The organism is Nocardioides cavernae (genome assembly GCF_016907475.1).
Classification (GTDB): domain Bacteria; phylum Actinomycetota; class Actinomycetes; order Propionibacteriales; family Nocardioidaceae; genus Nocardioides; species Nocardioides cavernae.
Genome location: NZ_JAFBCA010000001.1, coordinates 713,126 through 737,311, shown reverse-complemented (window position 1 = coordinate 737,311; position 24,186 = coordinate 713,126). Strand labels below are relative to the sequence as shown.

Annotated in this window: 30 protein-coding genes; 15 read left to right on the top strand and 15 right to left on the bottom strand. The window is 72.4% G+C overall.

Going from position 1 to position 24,186, the window contains the following annotated elements:
• Positions 1–13: 13 nt before the first annotated feature.
• The 3 genes from JOD65_RS03535 to JOD65_RS03525 form a co-directional block, all read right to left on the bottom strand.
• The gene (locus tag JOD65_RS03535; protein ID WP_191193729.1) at positions 14–724 is read right to left on the bottom strand and encodes a ZIP family metal transporter; all 711 of its coding nucleotides are present in this window, start codon (positions 722–724) and stop codon (positions 14–16) included.
• Positions 725–905: 181 nt separating this feature from the next.
• Positions 906–3,449, bottom strand: a complete 2,544-nt coding sequence (locus JOD65_RS03530) for an ABC transporter permease (protein WP_191193730.1) — start codon at positions 3,447–3,449, stop codon at positions 906–908.
• A 3-nt stretch (positions 3,450–3,452) separates the two neighbouring features.
• Positions 3,453–4,229: an ABC transporter ATP-binding protein gene (locus tag JOD65_RS03525; RefSeq protein WP_191193731.1), complete on the bottom strand. Its 777-nt coding sequence runs from the start codon at positions 4,227–4,229 to the stop codon at positions 3,453–3,455.
• A 115-nt stretch (positions 4,230–4,344) separates the two neighbouring features.
• On the opposite strand from JOD65_RS03525, the gene JOD65_RS03520 reads away from it, so the two are divergent.
• Together JOD65_RS03520 and JOD65_RS03515 are read left to right on the top strand one after the other, a co-directional pair.
• Positions 4,345–4,947 carry a LysE/ArgO family amino acid transporter gene (locus tag JOD65_RS03520; RefSeq protein WP_307820908.1) on the top strand — a complete coding sequence of 201 codons (603 nt, stop codon included), beginning with the start codon at positions 4,345–4,347 and terminating at the stop codon, positions 4,945–4,947.
• Positions 4,948–5,008: 61 nt separating this feature from the next.
• The gene (locus tag JOD65_RS03515; RefSeq protein WP_191193733.1) at positions 5,009–5,422 is read left to right on the top strand and encodes a DUF1801 domain-containing protein; all 414 of its coding nucleotides are present in this window, start codon (positions 5,009–5,011) and stop codon (positions 5,420–5,422) included.
• A 2-nt stretch (positions 5,423–5,424) separates the two neighbouring features.
• Here JOD65_RS03515 and JOD65_RS03510 read toward each other — a convergent pair whose 3' ends face one another.
• Entirely contained in the window at positions 5,425–5,607 is a 183-nt protein-coding gene (locus JOD65_RS03510; protein ID WP_191193734.1) for a hypothetical protein, read from the bottom strand.
• A gap of 47 nt (positions 5,608–5,654) precedes the next feature.
• On the opposite strand from JOD65_RS03510, the gene JOD65_RS03505 reads away from it, so the two are divergent.
• Entirely contained in the window at positions 5,655–6,281 is a 627-nt protein-coding gene (locus JOD65_RS03505) for a hypothetical protein (protein ID WP_191193735.1), read from the top strand.
• A gap of 55 nt (positions 6,282–6,336) precedes the next feature.
• Here JOD65_RS03505 and JOD65_RS03500 read toward each other — a convergent pair whose 3' ends face one another.
• Positions 6,337–7,290: a helix-turn-helix transcriptional regulator gene (locus JOD65_RS03500; protein WP_191193736.1), complete on the bottom strand. Its 954-nt coding sequence runs from the start codon at positions 7,288–7,290 to the stop codon at positions 6,337–6,339.
• A gap of 94 nt (positions 7,291–7,384) precedes the next feature.
• On the opposite strand from JOD65_RS03500, the gene JOD65_RS03495 reads away from it, so the two are divergent.
• Positions 7,385–8,068 carry an alpha/beta fold hydrolase gene (locus JOD65_RS03495; RefSeq protein ID WP_191193737.1) on the top strand — a complete coding sequence of 228 codons (684 nt, stop codon included), beginning with the start codon at positions 7,385–7,387 and terminating at the stop codon, positions 8,066–8,068.
• A 178-nt stretch (positions 8,069–8,246) separates the two neighbouring features.
• Here the strand turns inward: JOD65_RS03495 and JOD65_RS03490 are convergent, their stop codons facing one another.
• On the bottom strand, positions 8,247–9,224 hold the full coding sequence (locus tag JOD65_RS03490; protein ID WP_204810930.1) for a serine/threonine-protein kinase: 978 nt from the start codon (positions 9,222–9,224) through the stop codon (positions 8,247–8,249).
• Between the two features lie 170 nt (positions 9,225–9,394).
• Between JOD65_RS03490 and JOD65_RS03485 the strand changes: the two genes are divergently transcribed.
• From JOD65_RS03485 to JOD65_RS03450, 8 genes are all read left to right on the top strand, one after another.
• Entirely contained in the window at positions 9,395–9,760 is a 366-nt protein-coding gene (locus JOD65_RS03485) for an ArsR/SmtB family transcription factor (protein WP_191193739.1), read from the top strand.
• A gap of 12 nt (positions 9,761–9,772) precedes the next feature.
• On the top strand, positions 9,773–10,261 hold the full coding sequence (locus tag JOD65_RS03480) for an SRPBCC family protein (RefSeq protein WP_191193740.1): 489 nt from the start codon (positions 9,773–9,775) through the stop codon (positions 10,259–10,261).
• Between the two features lie 43 nt (positions 10,262–10,304).
• Positions 10,305–10,868 carry a dihydrofolate reductase family protein gene (locus JOD65_RS03475; RefSeq protein WP_191193741.1) on the top strand — a complete coding sequence of 188 codons (564 nt, stop codon included), beginning with the start codon at positions 10,305–10,307 and terminating at the stop codon, positions 10,866–10,868.
• A gap of 69 nt (positions 10,869–10,937) precedes the next feature.
• Entirely contained in the window at positions 10,938–12,776 is a 1,839-nt protein-coding gene (locus tag JOD65_RS03470) for a Na+/H+ antiporter (protein WP_191193742.1), read from the top strand.
• Between the two features lie 123 nt (positions 12,777–12,899).
• Positions 12,900–14,561, top strand: a complete 1,662-nt coding sequence (locus JOD65_RS03465) for an NAD(P)/FAD-dependent oxidoreductase (protein WP_191193743.1) — start codon at positions 12,900–12,902, stop codon at positions 14,559–14,561.
• 76 nt (positions 14,562–14,637) lie between these two features.
• Positions 14,638–15,183 (top strand): RNA polymerase sigma factor, encoded by a 546-nt coding sequence (locus JOD65_RS03460; RefSeq protein WP_191193744.1) that lies wholly within the window; start codon positions 14,638–14,640, stop codon positions 15,181–15,183.
• Positions 15,180–15,872, top strand: coding sequence for a hypothetical protein (locus tag JOD65_RS03455; RefSeq protein ID WP_191193745.1), 693 nt, complete (start codon positions 15,180–15,182; stop codon positions 15,870–15,872). Before JOD65_RS03460 ends, JOD65_RS03455 begins: the two co-directional genes overlap by 4 nt.
• On the top strand, positions 15,869–16,813 hold the full coding sequence (locus JOD65_RS03450) for an alpha/beta fold hydrolase (protein WP_191193746.1): 945 nt from the start codon (positions 15,869–15,871) through the stop codon (positions 16,811–16,813). The genes JOD65_RS03455 and JOD65_RS03450 overlap by 4 nt, the downstream gene beginning before the upstream one ends.
• 1 nt (position 16,814) lies before the next feature.
• Here the strand turns inward: JOD65_RS03450 and JOD65_RS03445 are convergent, their stop codons facing one another.
• Entirely contained in the window at positions 16,815–17,192 is a 378-nt protein-coding gene (locus JOD65_RS03445; protein WP_191193747.1) for a DUF1304 domain-containing protein, read from the bottom strand.
• Between the two features lie 108 nt (positions 17,193–17,300).
• Here JOD65_RS03445 and JOD65_RS03440 point away from each other — a divergent pair, with 108 nt between their 5' ends.
• Positions 17,301–17,516 (top strand): hypothetical protein, encoded by a 216-nt coding sequence (locus JOD65_RS03440; protein WP_191193748.1) that lies wholly within the window; start codon positions 17,301–17,303, stop codon positions 17,514–17,516.
• On the opposite strand, the gene JOD65_RS03435 is transcribed toward JOD65_RS03440, so the two are convergent.
• The 6 genes from JOD65_RS03435 to JOD65_RS03410 all read right to left on the bottom strand — a co-directional run bounded on the left by JOD65_RS03435 (position 17,517) and on the right by JOD65_RS03410 (position 21,332).
• Positions 17,517–17,738, bottom strand: a complete 222-nt coding sequence (locus JOD65_RS03435; RefSeq protein WP_191193749.1) for a hypothetical protein — start codon at positions 17,736–17,738, stop codon at positions 17,517–17,519. It abuts the gene before it with no gap.
• 1 nt (position 17,739) lies between these two features.
• Positions 17,740–18,777: a WD40 repeat domain-containing protein gene (locus JOD65_RS03430; protein WP_191193750.1), complete on the bottom strand. Its 1,038-nt coding sequence runs from the start codon at positions 18,775–18,777 to the stop codon at positions 17,740–17,742.
• Positions 18,774–19,304 carry a DUF4919 domain-containing protein gene (locus JOD65_RS03425; RefSeq protein WP_191193751.1) on the bottom strand — a complete coding sequence of 177 codons (531 nt, stop codon included), beginning with the start codon at positions 19,302–19,304 and terminating at the stop codon, positions 18,774–18,776. Before JOD65_RS03425 ends, JOD65_RS03430 begins: the two co-directional genes overlap by 4 nt.
• A complete protein-coding gene (locus tag JOD65_RS03420; RefSeq protein WP_191193752.1) occupies positions 19,301–20,362 on the bottom strand; it encodes a hypothetical protein in 1,062 nt (353 codons plus the stop codon). The genes JOD65_RS03425 and JOD65_RS03420 overlap by 4 nt, the downstream gene beginning before the upstream one ends.
• Positions 20,359–20,673, bottom strand: a complete 315-nt coding sequence (locus JOD65_RS03415; protein WP_191193753.1) for a hypothetical protein — start codon at positions 20,671–20,673, stop codon at positions 20,359–20,361. Before JOD65_RS03415 ends, JOD65_RS03420 begins: the two co-directional genes overlap by 4 nt.
• Before the next feature lie 74 nt (positions 20,674–20,747).
• Positions 20,748–21,332, bottom strand: a complete 585-nt coding sequence (locus JOD65_RS03410) for a mycothiol transferase (RefSeq protein WP_191193754.1) — start codon at positions 21,330–21,332, stop codon at positions 20,748–20,750.
• 106 nt (positions 21,333–21,438) lie between these two features.
• Here JOD65_RS03410 and JOD65_RS03405 point away from each other — a divergent pair, with 106 nt between their 5' ends.
• Together JOD65_RS03405 and JOD65_RS03400 are read left to right on the top strand one after the other, a co-directional pair.
• Positions 21,439–22,527 (top strand): beta propeller repeat protein, encoded by a 1,089-nt coding sequence (locus tag JOD65_RS03405; RefSeq protein ID WP_191193755.1) that lies wholly within the window; start codon positions 21,439–21,441, stop codon positions 22,525–22,527.
• 20 nt (positions 22,528–22,547) lie between these two features.
• Positions 22,548–22,862: a hypothetical protein gene (locus JOD65_RS03400; RefSeq protein WP_191193756.1), complete on the top strand. Its 315-nt coding sequence runs from the start codon at positions 22,548–22,550 to the stop codon at positions 22,860–22,862.
• Between the two features lie 19 nt (positions 22,863–22,881).
• Here the strand turns inward: JOD65_RS03400 and JOD65_RS03395 are convergent, their stop codons facing one another.
• Complete coding sequence (locus tag JOD65_RS03395) at positions 22,882–23,118, bottom strand: DUF1059 domain-containing protein (RefSeq protein WP_191193757.1); 237 nt, start codon at positions 23,116–23,118, stop codon at positions 22,882–22,884.
• 163 nt (positions 23,119–23,281) lie between these two features.
• Entirely contained in the window at positions 23,282–24,148 is an 867-nt protein-coding gene (locus JOD65_RS03390) for a sigma-70 family RNA polymerase sigma factor (RefSeq protein ID WP_191193758.1), read from the bottom strand.
• Positions 24,149–24,186: the final 38 nt, after the last annotated feature.

Sequence of the window (24,186 nt, the reverse complement as noted above, 5' to 3'; positions counted from 1 at the left end):
CGGGACTCCGCGATCACCCACCGAGCAGCGACAGCCCCGCGGCCAGCGCGAAGCCGGCGACGGTCGCGAGGCCCGCCCAGTCCTTCGCCTTCTCCTTGGCCTCGGGCACCATCGAGTCGATCAGCATCGTCAGCAGCGCCCCCGCGGCGAACCCGTCGACGAACGCCTGCGCGTCGCTGGAGACCGTGTCGGCGAGTGCGGTGCCGCCGAGGGTCGCGAGGGTGCAGCAGACGGCGACCGCCGTCCACAGCACGATCACCGAGCGCCGCGACCGGCCGGCGGACCGCATGTCGGCTGCCGAGCCGATCGCCTCGGGCAGGTTGGAGGCGAAGATCGCGACCACCAGCGCGGCGCTCACGCCCTCCCCCGACGCGATGCCGATGCCCAGCACGGCCTGCTCCGGGATCCCGTCGAGGAACGCCCCCACGGCCAGCGGCGCTCCGGCCGACGAGCCGCCGGAGCGTCCGCCCCACCGCTCGACCAGCCGGTCGGCGATGAAGTAGGTCACCCCGCCGAGCGCCAGCCCGGCCGCGACGGCGTACCCGCTGCCGATCCGCAGGCCCTCCTCGGCCAGCTCGAACGAGACGCTGGCGATCAGCGCGCCGGCACCGAAGCCGAGCACCAGCCCGACGACGGTCGCCGACCACGTGCGTACGAGCGCGAGGACGGCGCCGACCACCAGCGAGCTGGCGGCCAGCGCACCCCACCCGAGCGCCTCGAGCACGTCAGTCGACGCCCGCCACGAGCCGGTGGATCGGCTTCGACGCGAGCATCACGACGACGCCTCTGCCAGCTGCATCGCGCGCTTCCTCGGCGCCAGGTCACTCACCGCTCCACGGTGCCACCGTTCCCCGGGTGTGTCAGCACCCGGGGTCCGGAGGGGTGAGCCGGTTCACGAGCAGCGGCTACTCCGTGGCGATCGCGTCGAGCACCTTCATCCGGGACGCCCGGATGGCCGGGACGATCGCGGCGAGCACGCCGAACACGACGGCGATGACCAGGAAGACCAGGAGCGAGACGAGCGGCAGCGAGAGCACGGTGAGGTCCTCCGACAGCGACTGCCGCAGTGCGATCCCGATGAGGAGTCCGACCGCCAGGCCGAGGACCGCGCCCAGCACCGCGATGGCGATCGACTCCAGGGTGATCATCCGGCGCAGCCGTCGACGCGAGAGCCCGACCGCCCGGAGCAGGCCCACCTCGCGGGTCCGCTCGATCACGCTGAGGCCGAGGGTGTTGACGATGCCGATGACCGCGATGATCACCGCCAGCGCCAGCAGGCCGTAGATCATGAAGAGCAGCTGGTTGACCTGCTGCTTGATCAGGTCGGCGAAGCCCTCCTTGTCCTGCACCGTCACGATCGGCAGGTCCTCCACGACCGCGTCGAGCGCGTCGTGCACCTCGTCGACATCGGCACCCTCGGCGACGTTGATGCTGAGCATGCTGTCGTTGCGGCGCAGGCCGGCATCCTCCAGGACCTTGATCGGCAACGTGACGCCCTGGGTGATCGGGGTGTCCTCGAAGATGCCGACGACCTCGAGGTCGACGGTCTGCCCACCGGGGAACGCCAGCGGCAGCGTCGTACCGACGTCGGCGTCCAGGTCGCCGGCCGTCGACTCGTTGAGGATGACCTGGTCGCCGCTCATCTGCTGCGTGCCGCGGCGCATGTCGAGCTCGTAGATGTCGCCGAACGCGTCGTCGACACCCATCACGAAGCTCTGGTCCTTCTTCACCAGCGCGACCGAGCCCTGCATCCGCGACACCGTTCCGACGCCGTCGACCTCGGCCATCTCGTCGCCCACCTTGGTGGGGAAGCCCTGGAAGCTCGGGGACTGGACCAGGAAGTCGCTGCGGAACTCGCGGTCGACCAGCTCGTCGTTGGTGGCGCTGAGCGACGAGGCGAGCACGCCGACGGCCGAGACCACGGCCAGGCCGATCATCAGCGCCGACGCGGTGGCACCCGTACGTCGCGGGTTGCGAAGCGCGTTCTCGCCGGCGAGCTTGCCCGTGGTGCCGAACAGCTTGCCGAACACCGCCCGGCAGGCGAGCAGGACCGGCCGCCCGAGGATCGGTGCCATGACGGCGACGGTGATCACCCAGATCACCGCGCCCGCGCCGATCCACGCCGCGTCGGCACCGGGGGCGCCGACCAGGCCGGCGGCCATGAGCGCCGCGCCGACGAGCAGGGCGATCGTGCCGAGCACCAGCCGGCGCCGGCCGAGCGCCTTCTCCTGCACCGTCAGGTCGTCGCGCAGGGCGGCGACCGGCGGCACCTTGGCGGCGCGTCGGGCCGGCACGAAGGCAGCGACCATGGTGACGGAGATGCCGACGACGTAGGCGGCGATGACCGTCGCGGGCGTCAGCACCAGCACCTCGCCGGCGATGTCGAGCCCCTGTGAGCGGAAGACGGCGGCGAGGCCGCGGGACAGGCCGAGCCCGACCAGGAGCCCGAGGGTCGAGCCCAGCAGCGCCATCAGGAACGCCTCGATGAGGACGGACCGGGTCACCTGGCGACGGCTGGCGCCGAGCGCGCGCAGCAGGGCCGACTCGCGAACGCGCTGCGAGACCAGGATGGAGAAGGTGTTGAAGATGATGAAGGCGCCGACGACGATCGCGATCACCGCGAAGGCGATCAGGAAGTAGCCGATGACGTCGAGGAACTGACCGATCTGCTCGTCGGACTCGTCGATCACCTCCTGGCCGGTGACGGCGGTGAAGCCGTCGGGCAGGACGGTCTTGGCGGCGTCGGCGAGCTCCCTCTGGCTCACGCCCTCCGCGGCCGTCAGGGTGACGGTCGTGAAGGCGTCCTGGCCGTCGAGGAAGACGTCCTGCGCCTGGCTGGTCTCGAGGAGCGCGAGGGTGGCGCCGGCGGTGCCGCCGCCGTTGAAGTTGGAGGTGCCGACGAGCTCGAACGTCTGGCGCAGCTCGCCGGTCGGCAGCAGGAGGGTGACCTCGTCGCCCAGCTCGTAGCCGCCGCGCTCGGCGGACGAGGCGTCGAGGTTGATCTGACCGGGCGCGTCGGGCCACTCGCCCGACTCCAGGATCAGGATCGGGTCGCCTGCGGCGTTGACGCTGTCGTAGTAGTTGAACACCAGGGTGGGTGCGCCGGTGCCGCCGACGAGCTTGCCGTCCTCGCCGAGGAGGTAGGCGCCCACGCCGTCGACCGATCCGTCGGCCGCGGCCACCTCGGGCAGCTCACCCAGCCGCTCGACGACCGCCGGCTCCACCAGCTTGGTCGTGCCGGCACCGGAGGCCTGGAACGACACCTCGCCCTCGGTGCGCACGGTCGCGTCGGAGGTGGACCCCTCGATGATGTTGTCGAAGGTCGCGCCCAGGCCGTGGCTGAAGGTCAGGACACCGGCGAGGAAGCCGATGCCGAGCACGATGGCCAGCGTGCTCATGACCAGGCGGACCTTGCGGGCCACCAGGTTGCGCCAGGTGAGTCGGAACACCGCTCAGCCCGCCTTGCGCGCGGCGGCGGCGGACAGGGCGCCCATCCGCTCGAGGATCGCGTCGCGGTCGGGGTTGCGCAGCTCGTCGACGACCTTGCCGTCGGCGAGGAAGAGGACCCGGTCGCTGTAGGACGCCGCGACGGGGTCGTGCGTGACCATGACGACCGTCTGGCCGAACTCGTCGACGCTGCGGCGCAGGAAGCCCAGCACCTCGGCCGAGCTGGTCGAGTCGAGGTTGCCGGTGGGCTCGTCGGCGAAGACGATCGAGGGGCGGCTCACGAGCGCCCGGGCGCAGGCCACCCGCTGCTGCTGCCCGCCCGACATCTCGCTGGGCCGGTGGCTCAGGCGGGGGCGCAGGCCGACGGCGTCGATGACCTGGTCGAACCACTGCTGGTCGGCCTTCTTCCCGGCCAGGTCGAGCGGCAGGAGGATGTTCTCCTTCGCCGTCAGGGTCGGCACGAGGTTGAACGCCTGGAAGACGAAGCCGATGCGGTCGCGGCGCAGGTTGGTCAGCGCCTTGTCCTTGAGCTTGCCCAGCGCGGTGCCGTCGACGACGGCCTCGCCCGAGGTCGGCGTGTCCAGCGCCGCCAGGCAGTGCATCAGCGTGGACTTGCCGGATCCCGAGGGACCCATGATGGCGGTGAACTCCCCCTTCATCAGGTCCACGGTCACCCCGTCGAGGGCCCGGACCTCCGCCTCCTCCGTGCCGTAGACCTTCACCAGGTCCAGTGCGCTTGCCGCGACGCCCTGCGGCGCCCCTCCCGTGGGCTGCTCAGTCATGGGGGAAGTCTGGCAGGGGCCTCCGACGTGCTGCCATGGGATAACACCCGCAGACGACCCTGACATCTGTCAGGGGTCGCCCGGGGTCTGGACCAGTGGCCCTAGGTTGTCCCGCGTGGGAGACGTCGTCGCGGGGCTGCTGACCGGCCTGTCCCTCATCGTGGCGATCGGCGCGCAGAACGCGTTCGTGCTCCGGCAGGGACTGCGGCGCAGCCACGTCGGGCTGGTCGTCGCGATCTGTGCGCTGTCCGACGTCGTGCTGATCGTCGCGGGCGTCGCCGGCATCGGCGTCCTGGTCGACCGCGCGCCCTGGGCGGTCGAGGTGGTCCGCTGGCTCGGCGTCGTCTTCCTCACCGTCTACGGCGTGGCCTCGCTGCTGCGCGCACGACGCCCGCAGGTCCTCGACGCGGGCGACGGCGTGGTCGAGGCGCGGCGCGGGGTGGTGGGTCGCGCGGTCGCCCTCACCTGGCTCAACCCGCACGTCTACCTCGACACCGTGCTCCTGCTCGGGTCGATCGCCGGGACCCACGGCACGCCCGGGCGCTGGTGGTTCGCGCTCGGCGCGTGCGTGGCGAGCATCGCGTGGTTCGCCGGCCTCGGGTACGGCGCGCGGCTGGCCGCCCCGCGCCTGGCCAGCCCCCGCGCCTGGCAGGTGCTCGACGTGCTGGTCGGCCTGGTGATGCTGGCGATCGCCGTACGCCTCGCGCTCGGGTCCTGAGCGGCGTACGCCCGGTGCCACTGGACTACCGAGGGGGGCGGCGGGGGTCGATGATGTCGGCATGAGCGACCGCAAGACCCAGCCGAACGACACCTCCGTCGAGGAGGTCATCGACCGCGCGGTCGACGAGCGTCGGCGCGACGACGCGCGCGACGTGCTCGACCTCATGCAGGAGGTGACCGGCGCCGAACCGGTGGTGTGGGGGCCGTCGATGATCGGGTTCGGTCGCCAGCCCTACACGACGGCCGACGGCAAGGAGCACGAGTGGTTCGCCGTCGGCCTCGCGCCGCGCAAGGCCGCGCTCACCCTCTACGGCCTGACGTTCTACGGCTCCAACGAGGACCTGCTCAAGCGGCTGGGGCCGCACACGACCGGCAAGGGGTGCGTGTACGTCAAGCGCGTCGGCGACCTCGACCGCACGGTGCTCACCGAGATGATCGACCGCGCCTGGCGGGAGAACCACCAGCCCGGGTGAGGTCAGTCCGACGCGTCGCCCTCGGTCGCCTGGCGGGCGACGGCCTCGTCATGGCGGGCGTGGAGCCGGTCCCGGACCTCGGACGGCTCGTAGTGGCGACGCTCCCGCTCGTCGCGGGCGACGGCGGCGCCGGTGGCGACGCCGGCCAGGATCCCGGCCAGTCCGATCCACTTCCACACGCGCATGGCGGGAGCCTAGTGGTCGGCGGGTGTCGATCGTGCAGACTGCGCGCATGACCCTGAGCCTCGACCAGGCGGTTGACCTCACCCGCAGCGGCGACATCTGGTTGTTCCGCGGTCGTCGGGCACCGGACCGGGCGATCCGCGCGGTCACCAACTCGCCGGTCAACCACGTCGGCATGGCGGTGGTCGTCGACGATCTGCCGCCGCTGATCTTCCACGCAGAGCTCGGCAAGAAGCAGCTCGACATGTGGACCGGCGACCACCACCGCGGCGTGCAGCTGCACGACCTGCGCGAGGCCGTGACGCGGTGGCAGGCCGAGTACGACCAGGACGCCTGGGTCCGCCAGCTCGACCCCCAGATCGGCCAGTCCGAGGAGGACGGGATGCTGCGCACCGTCGCGCGGCTCGACGGGGTCTCCTTCCCCAGCCTGACCCGGCTGGGCGCCCGGTGGCTCCGCGGTCGCGACGCCTACGTCCCGCAACGCAAACGTGGTCAGCGCGTCACGCCGGAGGCGGCGTTCTGCGCCGAGATCGTGGCCAGCTGCTACATCGAGATGGGCATCCTGCGCGACGACCGGCGCGCGACCTGGTACGACCCGGGCAAGTTCTGGAGCGGCGACTACCTGCCGATCTCGCCGGGCTGGACGCTCGGCAAGGAGGTCGCGGTCAGCCGCTGATGCCCCCGGTCGAGTGCGCTCGCGGTCGTAGTCGCCATGGAGCTGCGCACTCGACTCATTCGACCGACCGCGCCAGCCGGTCCGCGACCACCGCCACCGCGGCCCGGAGCTCGGGGCCGCCCACCACCGTGAACGGGAGCGGGACGTGGGCGAGCCACTCACCGGCGTACGCCTCCGGGTTGCTGGTGCTGCCGACCAGCTCGCACCGGCCGTCGGGGAGCTCGCGCAGGTCGCCCAGCGTGGGCCGGATCCACGGCCGCACCTCGGCCAACGGGAGGTCGAAGACGAGGTGGGTCTCGTGCTCCCAGCCCTTGCCGAGGTTGGCCTCGAGCGCGGCGGCCGGGTCGAGGTCGGCCGGCACCTCGAAGGTGCCCTCGAGCAGCTCCACCTCGGTGATCCGGTCGATGCGGAACGTCCGCAGAGCGTCGGCGTGGTGCGAGTGGCACAGCAGGTACCACCGGCCGTAGCGCACCACCACCGACCACGGGTCCACCTCGAAGGTCCGGGCGTTGCCGGCGGCCGTGCGGTAGCCGACGCGTACCTGCCGCTGGGCAGCGACCGCGGCGACCAGCCCGCTCGTGACCTCCGGGTCGGGCCGGACCGACGACCTCTCGGGCACGGTGCGCGCGGTCTCCCGCACCGCGGCCGCCTGCCGCGCGACGTTGGTCGGCAGGACCCGGAGGATCTTGCCCAGCGCGGAGCCCACGGGGTCGGCGGGGTCGGCGACCGCGTGCTGGGAGTCGAGGGCGGCCATCACCAGCCCGAGCGCCTCCGTCGCCGAGAACACCAGCGGCGGCAGCCGGAGACCGCGCCCCAGCGTGTAGCCGCCGTAGGGACCGCGCGTGGACTCGATCGGGATGTCGGCCTCGCGCAGGATCGCGACGTAGCGCCGCGCGGCGCGCTCGGTGACACCGAGGCGGTCGGCCAGCTCCGCGGCGGTGACCCCCGGCCGGGCCTGGAGGACGTCCAGCGCCCGCAGCGCCCGCGCGGTCGGGCTGATCTCGCTCATGGGGCCATCGTTGCACCGGTTCCGGACGTGGAGCGTCCGGAATGGGCCCTACCGTGGGCTGCGAGGGTCGACCACACCGATCAAGGAGAACTTCATGGACATCGTGCTCATCGCCGGACTCTGGCTCGACGGCTCGGCCTGGGACGACGTGCTGCCCGAGCTCGAGCGGCTCGGCCATCGCGGCATCCCGGTGACGCTGCCCGGTCAGGGCGACGGCGCCGGCTCGGCGACGTACGACGACCAGGCCGACGCGGTCGCCGCAGCCGTCGACGCGGCCGACGGGTCACCGCTCGTCGTGGGCCACTCCGCCGCGTCGACGCTGGCATGGGTCGCGGCCGACCGACGCCCGGACGCCGTGACCGGGGTCGTCCTGATCGGCGGCTTCCCGACGACCGGCGGCAACGCCTACGCCGACTTCTTCGACGCCGACGGCGACGCAGTGCCGTTCCCCGGCTGGGAACCGTTCGCCGGCCCGGACTCCGACGACATGTCGCCCGAGCTCAAGGCGGAGGTGGCCGCCTCCACCCACCCGGTGCCCGTGGGCGTCACCAAGGGAACGGTGCTCTGGACCGACGAGCGTCGCCACGGCGTACCGCTCACGCTGGTGTGCCCGGAGTTCAGCCCCGCCCAGGCGCAGGAGTGGATCGACTCCGGCGACGTGCCCGAGCTGGCCGACGCCACCGCGCTGGAGCTCGTCGACATCGAGTCCGGCCACTGGCCGATGTTCACCCAGCCGGCCGCCCTGGCCGGGCTGCTCGACGCGGCGACCAAGCGCTGACCCGGCTGGGCGGTGCGTGAGCCACATCCGGACGGCATGGAACGTGGCTGGGCCACCGCCCGGTCGCGTGTCGCCGTACGACGCGCCCGTGGGCGGTGCGTGAGCCACATTCCAACGACATCGAATGTGGCTGGGCCACCGCCCGGCGGGCCGCCCACAGGCTGCGCCACGGGGGTCCTCAGTCGAGGAGCTCCTCGGGCGCGGCGGCCATGGTGGGGATGTCGGCGGGCGCGCGGTCGGCCGGCGTGACGGCCTCGAGGGGCGTCGACGGCGTCAGCGGCGTGACCGGCAGGACGAGGTAACCGCCGCTCGGGACGCCGGAGGCGAGGTCGACGTCGAGGTCGGCGAGCTCGGCTGGGGCCACGCCCAGGAGAACGGCGACGGCGAGGGCGTTCTCCGGCCGGTCGGCGGGGTCCTTCTCCAGCAGGCTCGCCACGACGTCGCGCAGGTCCTCGGGCACCTCGTCGCCCAGCGGCGGCGGGGGCTCGTTGACGTGGCACATCGCGGTCGCGATCGGGGTGCCGCGGTCGAACGGCCGCTTGCCGGTGAGCATCTCGTGGGCCACCACGCCGAGGGCGTAGAGGTCGCTGGCACCGGTGGCCTGCTGCCCGATCGCCTGCTCGGGGCTGATGTAGTTGGGCGTGCCGAGCATCTCGCCGACGCGGGTGTGGCCGATGGAGTCGATCGCGCGGGCGATGCCGAAGTCGGTGAGCTTCACCAGGCCGTCCTCGCGGACGAGGATGTTGGCGGGCTTCACGTCGCGGTGGACGACACCGGCCTCGTGGGCGGTGCCGAGCGCGAGCGCGGCCTGACCGAGGATCGACCGCACCGCCTCGGGCTGCATCGCGCCGTGCTCGCGGATGATCGCCGACAGGGGCAGCCCCGGGACGAGCTCCATCACGAGGTAGGTGAGGTGGTCGTCCTCGCCGTAGTCGAAGACGGTGGTGATGTTGGAGTGCAGGAGGGCGGCGGAGTGGAGGGCCTCGTCGCGGAACCGCTCCGCGAAGATCTCCTCGTTGTCGGGGTCGGCGCGCATGATCTTGACCGCGACGTCGCGCTTGAGCACGTCGTCCAGCCCGCGCCACACGTCGGCCATGCCGCCGGAGGCGATGCGCTCCTGCAGGACGTAGCGGTCTCCGAGACGGAGTCCTTCCACGAGCCTCTGCATCGGGCGGCGCCCCACTTCTCTCGGGAGAGGTGCGCAGCGGCGCACCGGCGGCCGAGATTACTCCGACTTCCGCCTGATCCCTCCTTTTCTGCTCCGGAGCACACCCGCGTGGGTGATTCCCTTGACAACGTACAACCATGTGGTTGTAGGTTGGTTCCATGAACGAGAAGGACGAGGACCGGGCGGACGCCTGGTTCCACGCGCTCTCCGACCGGACGCGCCGCGACATCCTGCGCCGCGTGCTGGCCGGGGAGCACTCCGTCTCGGCGCTGGCGCGCAGCTACGACATGAGCTTCGCCGCCGTCCAGAAGCACGTCGCGGTCCTCGAGCGCGCCGGTCTGCTCACCAAGCGTCGGCAGGGTCGTGAGGCCCTGGCCAGCGGCGACGTGGAGGCCGTGCGAGCGGTGGGCGTGATGCTCACCGACCTCGAGGCCCTCTGGCGCGGCCGCATCTCGCGGATGGACGAGCTGTTCGCCTCGGATCCCCAGCACGACACGACCGACAACCCGACCCACCTCACCTGAAGGACACGACCCATGCCTGTCACCGACGTCCAGCACGACCTCGACGCCCTCACCCTGACCATCACCGCCGACTTCGCCGCGCCCGTGGAGCGCGTGTGGGAGGTGTACGCCGACCCGCGCCAGCTCGAGCGCGTGTGGGGTCCTCCGGGCTACCCCGCCACCTTCGTCGACCACGACCTCGTCCCGGGTGGGCGGATGAACTACTTCATGACCAGCCCCGACGGCGACAAGTTCTACGCCTACTGGGACGTCGCCACGGTCGACCAGCCGAAGAGCTTCACCTTCAAGGACGGCTTCGCCGTCGACGAGTCCTTCGCCGCCAACCCCGAGATGCCGGAGTCGACCCAGGTCTACGAGTTCGCCGAGGTGGACGGCGCCACGCGCGCCACCTTCGTGGCGACCTACGCCGACGCCGCGTCCCTGCAGAAGGTGCTCGACATGGGTGCCGTGGAGGGGTCGACACTGGCCATCAACCAGATCGACGACCTGCTCGCCGCCTGACCTGCACACCCACCTCCGACACCGGAAGCGAAGAGGACCACCCATGCGACCCATCGTCATCACCACCTTCCTGTCCCTCGACGGCGTCATGGAGGCCCCCGGAGGCGGCGACCACCCGCACGCCGGGTGGACCTTCAAGGACGTCCCCTTCGACGAGGCCGCCTACGAGATCAAGGGCCGGGAGATCGGGGAGGCCAGCGCGTTGATGTTCGGCCGGCAGTCCTACGACGAGTTCGCCCCGGTGTGGCCGTCGATGGACGAGTTCGAGACCTACAACGCGATGCCCAAGTACGTCGTCTCCACCACGCTGGCCGGCGATACCGTGCCGTGGGGCGAGGGCACCGTGCAGGTCCTGCGGTCCCTCGACGACGTGGCGGCGCTCAAGGAGACCGACGGCGGCGAGATCCACGTCCACGGCAGCGCCCGGCTGGCCCAGGGCCTGGCGCGGGCCGGCCTCGTCGACCGCTACACGCTGCTGGTCTTCCCCCTCCTGCTCGGCAGCGGCAAGCGGCTCTTCGCCGAGGGCGACAAGACCAAGCTGGAGCTCGTCGAGCACGCCGCCTACTCCAACGGCATCACCTTGCAGCGCTACGACGTCGTGCACTGAGGCGTCCACCCGCTGGTCGAGGGAGTCGACCTCCTCGACCAGCGGGTCACGAGGGGCAAGAATCGCCCGGTGGAACTCGCCCTGCTGCTCGTCTCCATGGCAGCCGTCGTGCTCGCCGCCACCGCTGTCAGCGAGCGGCTGCGCGTCCCGGCGCCGCTCCTGCTGGTCGTCGTGGGCGCTGCGGCGGCGTACGTCCCCGGCGTCCCGACGATCCACCTCGAGTCGGAGGTCGTGCTGCTGGGGCTGCTGCCGCCCCTGCTCTACGCGGCGGCGATCCAGACCTCGCTGGTCGACTTCAACGCCAACCGCGGCACGATCCTCCGGCTCTCGGTGCTGCTCGTCCTCGTCACGGCGTTCGCCGTCGCGGTGGTCGTGGAGTGGCTGGTGCCCGACCTGGGCTGGGCGGCGGCGATCGCGATCGGCGCGGTCGTCGCGCCCCCGGACGCCGTCGCCGCGACGGCGGTGGCGAGGCGCATCGGGCTGCCCAGACGGGTCGTGACGATCCTCGAGGGTGAGTCGCTGCTCAACGACGCGACCGCCCTCGTCACCCTCCGGACCGCCACTGCTGCGCTCGCGGGCGGTGTGGCGGCCACGCAGGTCGGGCTCGACTTCGTGGTCGCGGCCGGTGGCGGCGTCCTGGTCGGCGTCGCATTCTTCCTCCTCGTCGCCAAGCTGCGCCACCGGATCCGCGACCCGCTGATGGACACCGCGATCTCGTTCCTGACGCCGTTCGCGGCGTTCGTGGCGGCGGAGGAGATCCACGCCTCCGGCGTCATCTCGGTCGTCGTCGCCGGCCTGCTGCTCGGCCACAAGGCGCCGATCATCCAGACCGCGCAGTCGCGCATCACCGAGCGGATCACCTGGCGCACGGTCGCCTTCGTGCTGGAGAACACCGTCTTCCTCCTCATCGGCCTCCAGCTCGACTGGATCCTGCAGGACGTCCACGAGTCGAGCCTCCCCAACAGCCGGATCGCCCTCGTCTGCCTCGCGACCCTCCTGACCGTCGTCGTCGTACGCCTCGTCTACATGCAGGCCACCGGCTTCCTCCGGCGTCGCGACCCCCTCCCGGCGTCGTGGAGCTTCCTCATCGGCTGGGCAGGGATGCGCGGCGTCGTCACGCTCGCTGCGGCATTCGTGATCCCCGAGGACGCGCCCCACCGCGAGGTGCTGCTCCTCGTCGCGTTCACCGTCGTGGCCGGCACGCTGCTCGTCCAGGGCCTGACCCTGCCGCTCATGACCCGGCTGCTCGACGTGCCCGCCCCCGACCCGGCCGAGGACGCCCTCGCCCGCGCCGGCCTGCTCCAGCAGGCCGCGGACGCTGGCTTCAAGCGCCTCGACGAGCTCGAGTACGTCGACCACCACGGGGTGGCCGAGCAGGTGCGGGCCCGCGTCGACCAGCGCACCTTCGCGGCGTGGGAGCAGCTGGCGACCACCGACGGCGAGGAGACGCCCTCGGAGCTCTACGCCCGGATCCGGGGCGAGATGATCGAGGCCGAGCGCGCCAAGGTGCTGCTGGTCCGGGGCAAGGGCAAGGTGCCGTCGGAGGTCGTGAGCCAGGTGCTCGGCATGCTCGACATCGAGGAGTCGATGCTCGACGCCGGCTCCGCGGCGCGCGCCGGCGTACGCTCCGGGAGCCTCGCCTTCGCCGGCGGCCGCACCTGCGACGACCTCGACGAGCACCCCGCGATCGAGACGGTCGACGAGCCGGCCTGCGCCACGTGCCTGGCCGACGGCACCCGCTGGGTGTCGCTGCGGCAGTGCCTCACCTGCGGCAACGTGGGCTGCTGCGACTCCTCCGTCGGCAAGCACGCCACCGCCCACTTCCACGACAGCCTGCACCCCGTGGTGGAGTCCGCCGAGCCGGACGAGTCCTGGCGGTGGTGCTACAAGCACAACCTGACCGGCTGAGGGCGACCGCGCCCCCGCCCGGGTATCTAGGGACGTTGTGGTTGCTCGGACAGCCATCTCACCTACCAGAACGTCCCTAGATACCGAGAGGTACGGCTTCCTGCCCGCCACTAGGCTCGACGCATGGGAGCGCCCGCGATCGTCATTGCCTCCACCCACCACACGACCGAGCTGGGCGAGGCGTTCGCCCGCTACGAGCGCGAGTACGACGTCCGCATGGCGACCGACGAGGCCACCGCCAAGGCCTGCGCCAAGGAGCTGCTCACGACCGGGCACCAGGTGGCGCTCTTCGTCGTCGACAGCGACCAGGACCAGGACCGGCTCTACCAGCTGATCGGCGGCACCCGGCAGGCCGTCCCGACCGCGCGGCGGCTGATCGTCACGCACGTCAGCCGGTTCCGCGAGGACAACCAGACCTTCCGCCACGCCGTCGCCGCAGGCAAGGTCGACGCGCTGCTGCTCATGCCGCAGGGGCCGCGCGACGAGGAGTTCCACCTCGCCGTCGGTGAGCTGCTCAACGAGTGGAACGCGACCGTCGCCACGCCGGTGGTGGAGAACGTCCGCATCATCGCGCCCGAGAAGGACGGGCTGACGCGCGACCTGCTCGACTACCTGGCCCGGGTCGGGATGCCGGCCGGCGTGCACCACCCCGACAGCGAGGTGGGCCGCGAGGTGATGGCGAGCTGCCCCGAGGACGAGGGCCGGTGGCCGGTCGTGTCCTCCCTGGCCGGGTGGTGCGGCCACTGCCCAGACGTGCGGTCGCTCGCCAACCAGCTCTACGGCCGACCCGACGACATCGACGTCGACGAGGTCGTCGACCTCGTCGTGGTCGGCGCGGGCCCGGCCGGGCTGGCCGCCAGCGTGTACGCCTCCAGCGAGGGCCTGACCACCGTCTGCCTCGAGGCCGAGGCGATCGGCGGCCAGGCCGGCACCAGCTCGATGATCCGCAACTACCTCGGCTTCCCGCGCGGCATCTCCGGCATGCGCCTGGCGCAGCGCGCCCGCGGGCAGGCGCTGCGGTTCGGCACCCGCTTCTTCACCGGCTGGCCGGCGACCGGCATCTCACGCTGCGCGGACGGCGACCACCACGTCGTGCACACCGACGGCGGCGACGTGCACGCCCGGACCGTGCTCGTCTCGACCGGGGTCGACTACCGACGGCTGGGCGTCGAGTCCCTCGAGGAGCTGGTCGGACGCGGGGTCTACTACGGCGCGGCGATGGCGGCCGCCCGCGAGCTCGCCGGCGACCACGTCGTGGTCGTGGGGGGCGGCAACTCCGCCGGTCAGGCGGCGATCCACGCCGCCCGCTTCGCCTCCTCGGTCACGATCGTGGCGCGCCGGCCGGACCTCACCGCCACCATGTCGTCGTACCTCATCAACGAGATCGAGTGGAACCCGCGCATCACCGTGCGTCCCTGCACCCGTGTGGTCGACGGCGGCCCCGACGACGTCGGTCAGCTCGCCTGGCTCGACATGGAGGACGTCGACACCGGCGCGCAGGAGCGGGTCGAGGCGCGCGGTCTGTTCCTGCTCCTCGGTGCCGCCCCCGAGTGCGGCTGGCTGCCCGACACCGTCCTGCGCGACGAGCGCGGCTTCGTCCTCACCGGGCGCGACGTGCCGACCGAGCACTGGGTCGACGGCGTGCCGCCGGAGGAGCTGGCCACCACGGTCCCGGGGATCTTCGCCGGGGGCGACATCCGCGCCGGGTCGATGAAGCGGGTCGCGTCGGCGACCGGCGAGGGCGCCTCGGTGGTGTCCTCGGTCCACACCTGGCTCGGCCAGTAGCGCCAGGCCGCGGTCCGACGGTCTAGACCGTTCGGGCTGGCGTCATCCGTGGCGCTCGGCGGCGCGACGATAGGTCATGGGACAGGTCGCCGAGGTCGCTGCACCGGACGTGGCTGAGCCTGCGCCCGGAACGGCGGTGGCCATGGGACACGAGGGTTTCGCCGACTTCTACCGTGCGGAGCTTCCGGGTCTCGTCGCGCTCGCCCGCGGCCTCTGCGGTTCCGTCGTCGCCGACGACATCGCCCAGGAGGCGATGCTCGCGGCCTACCGGCGTTGGAGCGAGGTCGAGGGCTTCGACCAACCCCAGGCGTGGGTCCGGCGCACCTGCGCCAACCTGGCGATCTCATCGTTCCGGCGTCGCATGGTGGAGGTTCGCGCCCTCGCGCGGATGACGGCACGATCCGCGCCCGCACCCCTCGACGAGGACGCCGAGGAGTTCTGGACCGCGGTGCGCAGTCTCCCGCGACGGCAGGCGCAGTGCGCTGCCCTGCGCTACGTGTACGAGATGGGCGGTGCCGAGATCGGGCGCACCCTCTCGATCACCGAGGGGTCGGTGAAGGTCCACCTGGCGCGGGCGCGGACCACCCTCGCCGCCCGTCTCGAGCTGGTGGTGGAGCGATGACCGAGGTCGACCTCAGGGGTCAGCGTGCGGCAGAGGCACTCCGACGTGCCACGCAGGTCGACCCGGAGACGAGGCTGGTAGACCTCCACCGGATCCGTCGACACCGCGCCCGGGGCCGGAACGCTGCGATCGTCGCCAGCGTCGCCTTGGTCGCCGCGACAACCTGGGCCTACCGGACCCACGACCAGGCGGAACGCATCGGGCGCGACGAAGCCCCCCTGGCGGTCGACCCGAGCCTCGCCCCCGGCGAGACCGAGATCGACTCCGACCGGTCGCCGTCCGGCACGACCGACGCCGTCGCCGTCCTCCGCACGGGCCAGCCGGCCGTGGTCCGCGTCGGTGCCGTCGGATCCGCCGACCACCACGTCGTCTGGAGCGCGCCCACACCGCACGAGCTCGGTGATCGCAACCTGCTGCGGCCGGCCGCGGTCGCGTGGGCGCCCAACGCGTCCGAGCTCGCCATCGTCGTCGCCCAGGAACGTGGCCGCATCGACGACACCGACGACCTGGTCGAGCTCACGCTCGTCACCGTCGGTGCCGACGGTTCCGGTCGTCGTGTCGACGGCGTGATCGGCACCTGCCTGTGTCGTACCACCCGACCAACGCTGTCGTGGACCAGCGCCGACCAGCTGGAGGTGCTGATCCCGGACGGCCCCGACCGAGGAGTCCAGAGGAGGACCCTGCGATGAGACACCATTCCCACCCGCGCCGCCGCACGTTGGCGCTCACCGGCGCCTGCCTGGTGCTCGCCGCTGTGTCGGCCGCGTGCGGCGAGCGATCGGACGCGGGGGCCGAGCCGGCCCCGCGCTCCACGAGCTCCGCACCGGCCACCCAGACATCGGGCACCTCCGAGACCGGGACCGCACCTGTCGCGACGACCTCCGACATGTACGACGTCGGCGGACACAAGCTCTACATGACGTGCTCGGGCGAGGGCCCGGTCACGGTGGTGTTCGTGCACGGCTGGGTCAACGACGCCGGGTTCGTGCCCCATGCCTTCACCAGCGGCGTCACCTACATCCTTCAGGACGACTACCGCGTGTGTGCCTATGACCGCCGCAACGTCGGCTCGAGCGAGACCGTGGACGACGTGCAAACCCCCGCCGACGTCGTCCAGGACATGGAGCGGGTCCTCGCCGCGGGCGGGGTGGAACCGCCGTACATCTTGTGGGCAGGGTCGTTCGGAGGCCTCGTGGCCACCGCCTACCTCGAGAAGCACCCTGACGACGTAGTCGGGATGGTGCTGGTCGACAGCATGTTCCCCGACGAGCTGCGGCTCGACCGGTTCCTGCCCGAGCGCTACCGGTTCCGCCACTTCACGAAGGAGGACAAGTGCTGCACCATCGAGCGCATCTCGCAGTACGACCTCGTCCGGTCGCTCCAGAAGGGGATCGGCGAGGAGCCCGACATCCCCGCGGTCTACCTCGCCTCCGAGCAGGAACCGCGCGACCAGAACGACTTCGAATCGCCGCGCTACGACGCCCGGATCCTCGACGCCCAGGCGGCGTACGTCGACCGGTTCTCGCCCGGCATCCTGCGGTGGGTGGACGCCCCACACTGGATGGAGCCGGTCGTGCCGGACGTCGTCGCCGACGCCGTGCGTGAGGTCGACGCAATGCGACAGCAGTGAGTCACATCGACAGCAGCAGGAAGAGGACGGCCAGCGCCGGCAGGGTGCCCTGGGTGATCGCGGCGCGCGCCATCGACCGGTCGTGGGTCACCAGCACCAGCGCGGCGCCGAGCATCGACCCGGTGCCGGCCAGCGCCAGCGCCCGGCCGACGTCCTCCTGCTCGCCCAGCAGGGCCACGCCGACGATCGTGATGATCGCGAGGAAGAGGTTGTAGAAGCCCTGGTTGTAGGCCATCGGCGCCAGGACCGGGGCGTCGGTCTCGGAGACGCCGAAGGTCTTGCGGGTCGCCGGCTCGGTCCACCGGAAGGCCTCGAGCACCCAGATGTAGACGTGCAGCAGTGCGGCTGCGAGCGCGAACACCACAGCGAGGATGGTCATGCGGCCACCCTAGGGCCGCCTACCCCTGGGAGGGTGGCAGGACGGACGCCGTTCGGCGCACACTTCGCGACGAACGGCCACCCGGCCGTCAGGATCGAGGAGGTCCCCGTGGGACGACTGATCGGCATCCTGCTGGTGGTCTGGCTCGTCATCGGTGCGTTCGCCGCCTTCCAGCGGGACTACTTCGAGGACGCGACGACCAACTGCTCCGAGGCCGGCGACATCGCGCTCACCGTCGTCGCCGGACCGCTGAACTACTTCGGCGTCAACCCCAAGGTCGACTGCGCCGACGTCGACGTCGACATCCCGGAGCCCAGCGAGTAGTCAGCGGCCCGCGTTGCGCGGATGGTTCTTGGCCGTCCGCTCGTTGCCGCGGCGGTAGTTGCCCGTGACCCGGGCCATCAGCTCCTGCTCGTCGTCGTCCTCGACGTCGGCCAGGAAGCGGGCAGCGGCTGCACCGCGCAGCACCGTCGCGCGGCGGCCGTGGTGGGAGATCACGACCTCGCCGCCGCGCACCTCGTAGTCGAAGCCCTCCGGTCCCGGCACGTCACTCCTCCGGCTTCACGAACACGGTCGCCTCGCCACCTCGTGCGGGCCACGCGAGGACGCCGTCGCGAGGACTCAGAGCGTAGACGCGCGAGCCGTCGGGCGCGACGAGCACGGCACGCGGGGTGTCGGTGGCGCCGGCGAGCGAGCGCACGCCGTCGGTGCGCCAGTCCCAGACCCGCACGTCGGGATCGTCCTTGACGCTCGCCACGACGGTGTCGGAGCCCAGCCAGGCCAGGTGGTCGCCGGCGACCGGCGACGACGCCTGCTCCTCGTAGGTCTCGCCGTCCCAGACCGTCAGTGCCGCCTGCTCGTCGAGGGCGAACGACGACGTCGCGAGGGTGGCGTCGTCCGGCCCCCAGGCGACGTGCCCCTGGGGTGGGGCGTCGAGCTGGCCGAGGGCGTCCCCGGACCCGGTGTCGAAGACGGTGACCGGGGCGTCGGAGGACGCGACGGCGACCGATGACCCGTCGGAGCTGAAGGCGACGGCCACCGGCGCCTCACCCTCCGGGTCGAGCTCGGTCACCTCCGTCGGGTCGTCCACGGACCAGAGGCGTACGACGCCGTCGGCACCCGCACCGGCGAGCGTCTCGCCGTCGGGCGAGAACTCGAGGTCGCGCATCCCGGCGCCCGGGCCGTCCTGCACGACCTCGGCGTCGTAGGCCTCGACCGTGCCGGCTTCGTCGCCGGTGGCGTCGTCCAGGAGGACGACCGAGACGGTCCCGCCGTCGACCCGGTCGGTCGCGACGAGCCCGCCTGCGCCCCAGGCGACCACGCCACCCCCGTCCCACCGGTCGTCGAGGGTGCCCTCGGCCGTGGACCACAGGCAGAGCTCGCCGTCGCACGGGACCGCGATCCGCGACCCGTCGGGGCTCAGCGCCGCGGAGTCGCCGGTGAAGGGCACGCCCGGCACCTCGACGACGTCTCCCGCGCCGGTGTCGCCCCCGTCGGTCACGGCGCCTCCGGAGTCGTCCGAGCACCCGGCGAGCGCCAGCGACGCGACAGCCAGCCCCACCGACAGCGAGCGCGCACGCCTCATGCGCGCACCAGCCGGCTGACGTCGAACCACGCCTCGCTGCCGTCGTCGCACACGTGGCGGTCGAGCGACCCGCCGTCGGCGGCGACCAGGGTCTGCTGCTGCGAGGTGCGGCGCCCGGCGCGCAGCACGTCGTACTCGTCGCTGATGCGCAGCACGCTCCACGGGTGCTCGCGGGTGCCGTCGCCGGTGCTGCGGATCGACTCGATCGCCAGCGCCTGCAGGCCCCGCTCCGCCCGGGCGCGGGCGTCGTCACCGAGCCCGGCGTGGGCGGCGGCGAGCGCCGCGTGGGCGGACGGGGAGAAGAAGGCACCGGGCATCAGGTGCTGCACGACCGAGGCCGCCTCGGCGTGGTCGCCGCGCGCGAGGGCGGGCGCGACGGCGTCGACGACGTCGAGGCCGGGGTCGAAGCCGGGCGAGCGGCGTACGGCGTCACGCAGCGCCGCGAGGTCCGCGGACGACCGGGTGCGGGCCCAGACGAGGGCGAGGTCGGACAGCGCGGGTCCGCCGGGCTCGATGTGGGTGCTCATCGCGCCTCCTCCCTGATCCGGTCGAGGTCGTCCCCGTCGAGGTCGTCGAGGTAGGCGCCGCCGGTCTCGCGGGCGTCCTTCTCGACAGGCTGGTCACGATAGGCGTCGTAGCCGTCGTCCTTCGTGGTCTGGTAGTCGTCGAAGTTGTCGCGCCACTCCTCGACCTCCGCCTGGCTGACCCCGGGCGGACCGTCGTAGTCCTCCCACCACCACCAGGGCAGGTCGTCGACCTCCTTGCGCTGCTGGGCGTGCCGGACCTCGTGGGCCACGGTGCCGAGGATGGTCGGGTCGGAGAGGTTGCCCTCGTCGATGCGCAGCACGCGGTCGCCCTCGCTCCAGCTGCCGCGGGAGTCGGTGGTCGGGTCGTCGTCCTTGCCGTCGCCGTCGGCGTCCTCGAGGTCCTCGACGCGGACCTCGAAGTCGTCGACCCCCGCGTCGCGGGCCTGCTGCTCCGCGATGTGCTCGAGCACCCTGCGGCGCTCGTCGTCGGACATCGAGGCCCAGTCGCGCTCGACCTCCGGGTCGACGACGTAGTCGGGTCCGTCGTCGCTGAACGACCCCTGCGGCCGCGCGGCGATGAGCGCCGAGTCGACGGCGTAGGCGTCGTCGAGGACGTCGCCCACCCGTGCGGCCAGGGCATTGACGGCGTGCTGCCGGCTCGCCTGGTGCTCCTGCGCCTCGAAGCGGTTGTCGAAGGTCGGCCTCGGGGCGACGTCGCTGACGGTGCCGGACGCGTCGACCTCCAGCTGCTGGGCAGCGGCGTCGGTGAGGATGTCCTGCACGGCCTGCTCGATCGCGGTGACCGGGCCGATCTGGGCGTAGACCTGGCGCTCGAAGTCGGCCAGTCCCTCGATGTGGCGCGTCATCTGGGCGACCAGCGCCGCCTGGCGCGCGGAAGCCGCCCACCGGCCGAGGCCGGTCCACCCGTCGGGGACCGCATCGGACTCCACGACGTCGCGGGCCTTCTCCAGCGCCAGCACGTCGACCCGCAGCTCGTCGCTCGCCACCTTCACTCCCGCCGAGCGCCAGGACCGGAGCCGGCCGAAGGTGATGCTCACGACCCGCCTCCGAGGAACGTCCGCAGCCACTCCTGGAACGCCTGCGCCCGCGCGTCGGCCGCCTCGGCGTCGGCAGCGGCCGCGTCGAGCCCGTCGGCGAAGTCGCCGACCGACGAGGCCCACGCCGTGATGCCCTCGTCCCACGCGGTCGCGAACTCCGGCATCACGCTCGCGGTGCTGCTGCCCGGGAGGGCGCCGGCGAGCTCGTCGACGGCATCCTTGGCGTCGGCGTCGCGGGCGTCCTTGGCGGCGGACCGCAGGTCGCTCGCCGTGGTGCGGAGCTCATCGGGCTCCACCTGGTAGGTCGACATGTGAGGTGGATGCCCCGCCGCGACGCCCGCCAAACCGCGGCGCTCGGCGTCTGTGGACAACTACGAGGACACAGTCAGGCAAGCCAGGCAGGGGTCCAGTCCTCGGGCGGGTCCTCGCCGACGCGCCCGTCGACGGCCTCGCGGAGCAGGTCGGCGTGGCCGGTGTGCCGGGCGTACTCCTCGAGCAGGTCGACGAGGAGCCGCCTCAGCCGCGGGTGGTTGCCGCTGCCGTCGTCGATGTGGGCCACCAGGTCGAGACCGCCCTCGGCGAGGGCGTCGTCGATGCGCCGGGTGTTGCGGACGACCGCCTCGTCGAAGACGGCGTACGTCTCGGCGGCCGTGAAGTGGTCGGCCTCGAACTCCCACTCGTCGGTGTCGTCGTGCCCGAGCGAGCGCCACGGCTCGACGAGCTCCTCACCGCGCAGCTTGGTGGTCAGGTAGTAGTCCTCGGCCAGCGCGAGGTGGCGCAGCAGGCCGCCGAGGGACAGCGAGGACGAGGGCAGTCGGTGCCGGAGGCCGGCCTCGTCGAGGCCGTCGGCCTTCCACCGCAGCGTCGCCCGCATCCGGCCGAGCGCACCGGTCAGGTGCTCGGCCTCGGTGCCGTCGATGGGCGGCTCCCACGGCGGCGGGACCCAGATCTCGTGGTCGGGAGTGCTCATGCCCCGACGCTAGACCGGGTTCCGGACGATCCGCTGCCGCAAGGCGCGTCCTTGCAGGTGGCGACGGGTCTGGACACGGTCGGCGCGACGGGTGGAAGGTGACCGGATGCGACGACTCGGAGTCCCTGCCCTCATCCCTGCCCTCCTCACGATCCCCGCCCTGGCGCTCACCCTTCCCGCAAGCACGGCGGCCCAGCCGGAGGCCGCCGGACCGAACCCGTTCCGCGACGGCTGGAGCGAGACGGTCGTCGACGCCGACCAGAACCTCCGCGGCCTCGAGGCCGTGAGCAGGCGCGAGGCCTGGGTCACCGGCGAGAGCCTCACCGACGACGGGCCGGCCCGCGTCTTCCGCACGACCGACCGGGGCCGGACCTGGACCGACGTCAGCCCCGACGACACCGAGGGCCTGTCCTTCCGCGACGTCGAGGTGCACGGCTCGGTCGCGCACGTGCTCGCGATCGGCCCCGGCGAGGCGTCCCGCATCTACCGCTCGACAGACGGCGGCGCGTCGTGGGACGAGTCGTTCCGCAACACCGACGAGAAGGCGTTCTACGACTGCATGGCCTTCTACGGCAAGGGCAGGCACGGACTGGCGGTGAGCGACCCGGTCGACGGCAAGCTCCGCATCCTCGCCACCGACGACCGGGGCCGCTCGTGGTCGGTGCTGCCGGACAAGGGCATGCCCCGCTCGAAGGACGAGTTCGGCTTCGCCGCCAGCGGCGACTGCCTCGTCACCTCCGGCAGGTCGGCGTTCCTGGTCACCGGAGGCAAGAAGTCACGCGTCCTCCGCTCCGACGACCGGGGTCGCACCTGGACCGCCGTCGCCTCGGGGATCCCGGCCGGTGAGGCAGCCGGCGGCTTCGCGGGCGCCTTCGCCTCTCCCCGCGTGGGCATCGCGGTCGGCGGCGACTTCGCGGAGGCCGACGACACCGAGGACACGACGGCCTACACCCGCGACGGCCGGACCTGGACCACCGGCGGCGACCTCTCCCACGTCGGCGAGGACGTCGCCTTCCTGCGCGGCACGAGGTACGCCGTCGCGACCGGCGACTACGACGGGTCGGTCGGGTCGAGCATCACCACCGACGGCGGGCGCACGTGGAAGCGCGCGAGCAGGAAGGGCTACCACGCCATCGACTGCGTCGACACGGTCTGCTGGGCCGCCGGCAGCAAGGGCCGCGTGGGCCACAACTGAGCGCTGGCTAGGCTCGTGAGGTGCCTGACCTGACGCGCGTCCCGACCGCTCCCCTGCTCGCCGCCGGCCTCGTCGGCGGCTTCGCAGCCGCCCAGCAGACCGGCGTACGCCCCCTCGGCGGCGCCGCGATGCTCGGCGCCAACGTGGTCGCAGCCCGGCAGTGGTACGCCGTCGGCGGCGCGCCGCTGGCCGTCGGGCTGAGCGCCGCCTACTGGACCGCGATGGGCGTCTCGCACCCGCTGGCGAAGAAGGTCGGCACCTGGCCGTCGGTGCTCGGCGTCACCGCGGTGGCGTCGGGTGCCGCCTGGCTGCTGGCGGACCGCCGCTCACGCTGACCCCAGGCTTCGCCGCCGTTCAGTCCTCGGGGAGCGCGGCGAAGTCGGTCTGCATCTGTCGGTACCAGCCGAGCGACTTCTTCGGGTGTCGCCAGCGACCCTTCATCTCCTTGCGGGCCGGCAGGTGCGCCTCGTCGCCGTCCTTCTCGGCCTGCTTGAGGTGCTGGTCCTGCGCGTTGATCACGTCGTCGTGGGTCTCGCCACGGTGGGCGAGGTCGCAGGGTCCGCCCAGCTGGCGGCAGGTCATGGTCTTCATCTCGCTTCTCCTCCTGGTGTGTTCACTCCACTGACGTACGACGCCGCGCAGGTGTGACCGGTGAGCGTCGCGGCACCCACATGGTGGCGGCAGGTTGCACGTGGAACGGCCCATGGCGCGCGATGTGCCGCCACCCCCACGGCCCGACCCGTCACGCGGCTGCTCATCGGACCTCGGGTCCCTCGCGGCGCACGACCTGCTCGAGCACGGCCGGCTCGGCGCGGAAGGTGATCGCACGGACCTTGCCGTCGGCGACCTCGAAGTCGAAGACGACCGCCGCCGCTCCACGGTGGAACCACGCGGACGCCGGTCGGTCGCCGACGAAGACGGCCATCGCGGCCTGGGCGCTGCCGTTGAAGAACGTGGCGACCTCGTCGCGACCCTCGATGGAGGCGGGCGTGCCGGCCAGGACCGCGGCCTCGTCGGCGCCGACCACCGCGTCGGGCGCGAGCAGCTGCAGGAGCCGCTCGAAGTCGCCGCCGCGGGCGGCGGCCATGAACGCGTCGACGACCTCCCAGTCGGCCAGCGCGTCCTCGGGTGCCGGCTGCGCGACCTTGGCCCGGGCCCGCGACGCGAGCTTGCGGGCCGCGACGGGCGAGGTGTCGAGGACCGCGCCGATGGTCGCGAAGTCGAAGCCGAAGCTGTCGTGCAGGACGAAGGCCACCCGCTCGCGCGGCGACAGCCGGTCGATGACCGCCTGGAGCGCGATACCGACCGTGTCGGCCAGCGCGACGTCGTCAGCGGGGTCGGTCACCGGCTCGGACCACGGCTCCAGCGTGTCCTCGAGGTGCGGGTCCTCCACCGGCACCGGCGTGCGGGCCCGCAGCCGGTCGAGGCAGAGCCGGGTGGTGACGGTGGTCAGCCACGCGGGGAGGTTGTCGATGTCGGTGCCGTCGCGGGTGACCGCGCGGTCGAGGCGCAGCCAGGCCTGCTGCACCACGTCCTCCGCCTCGGCATGGTCGCCCAGCACGCGGGTCGCGATGCCGAGCAGTCGGGGCCGCTCGGCCTCGAAGCTCTCCGTCCGGTCCATGGGTCCACCCTTCCGCGTGCGCGTCGTCTCGACCAGTC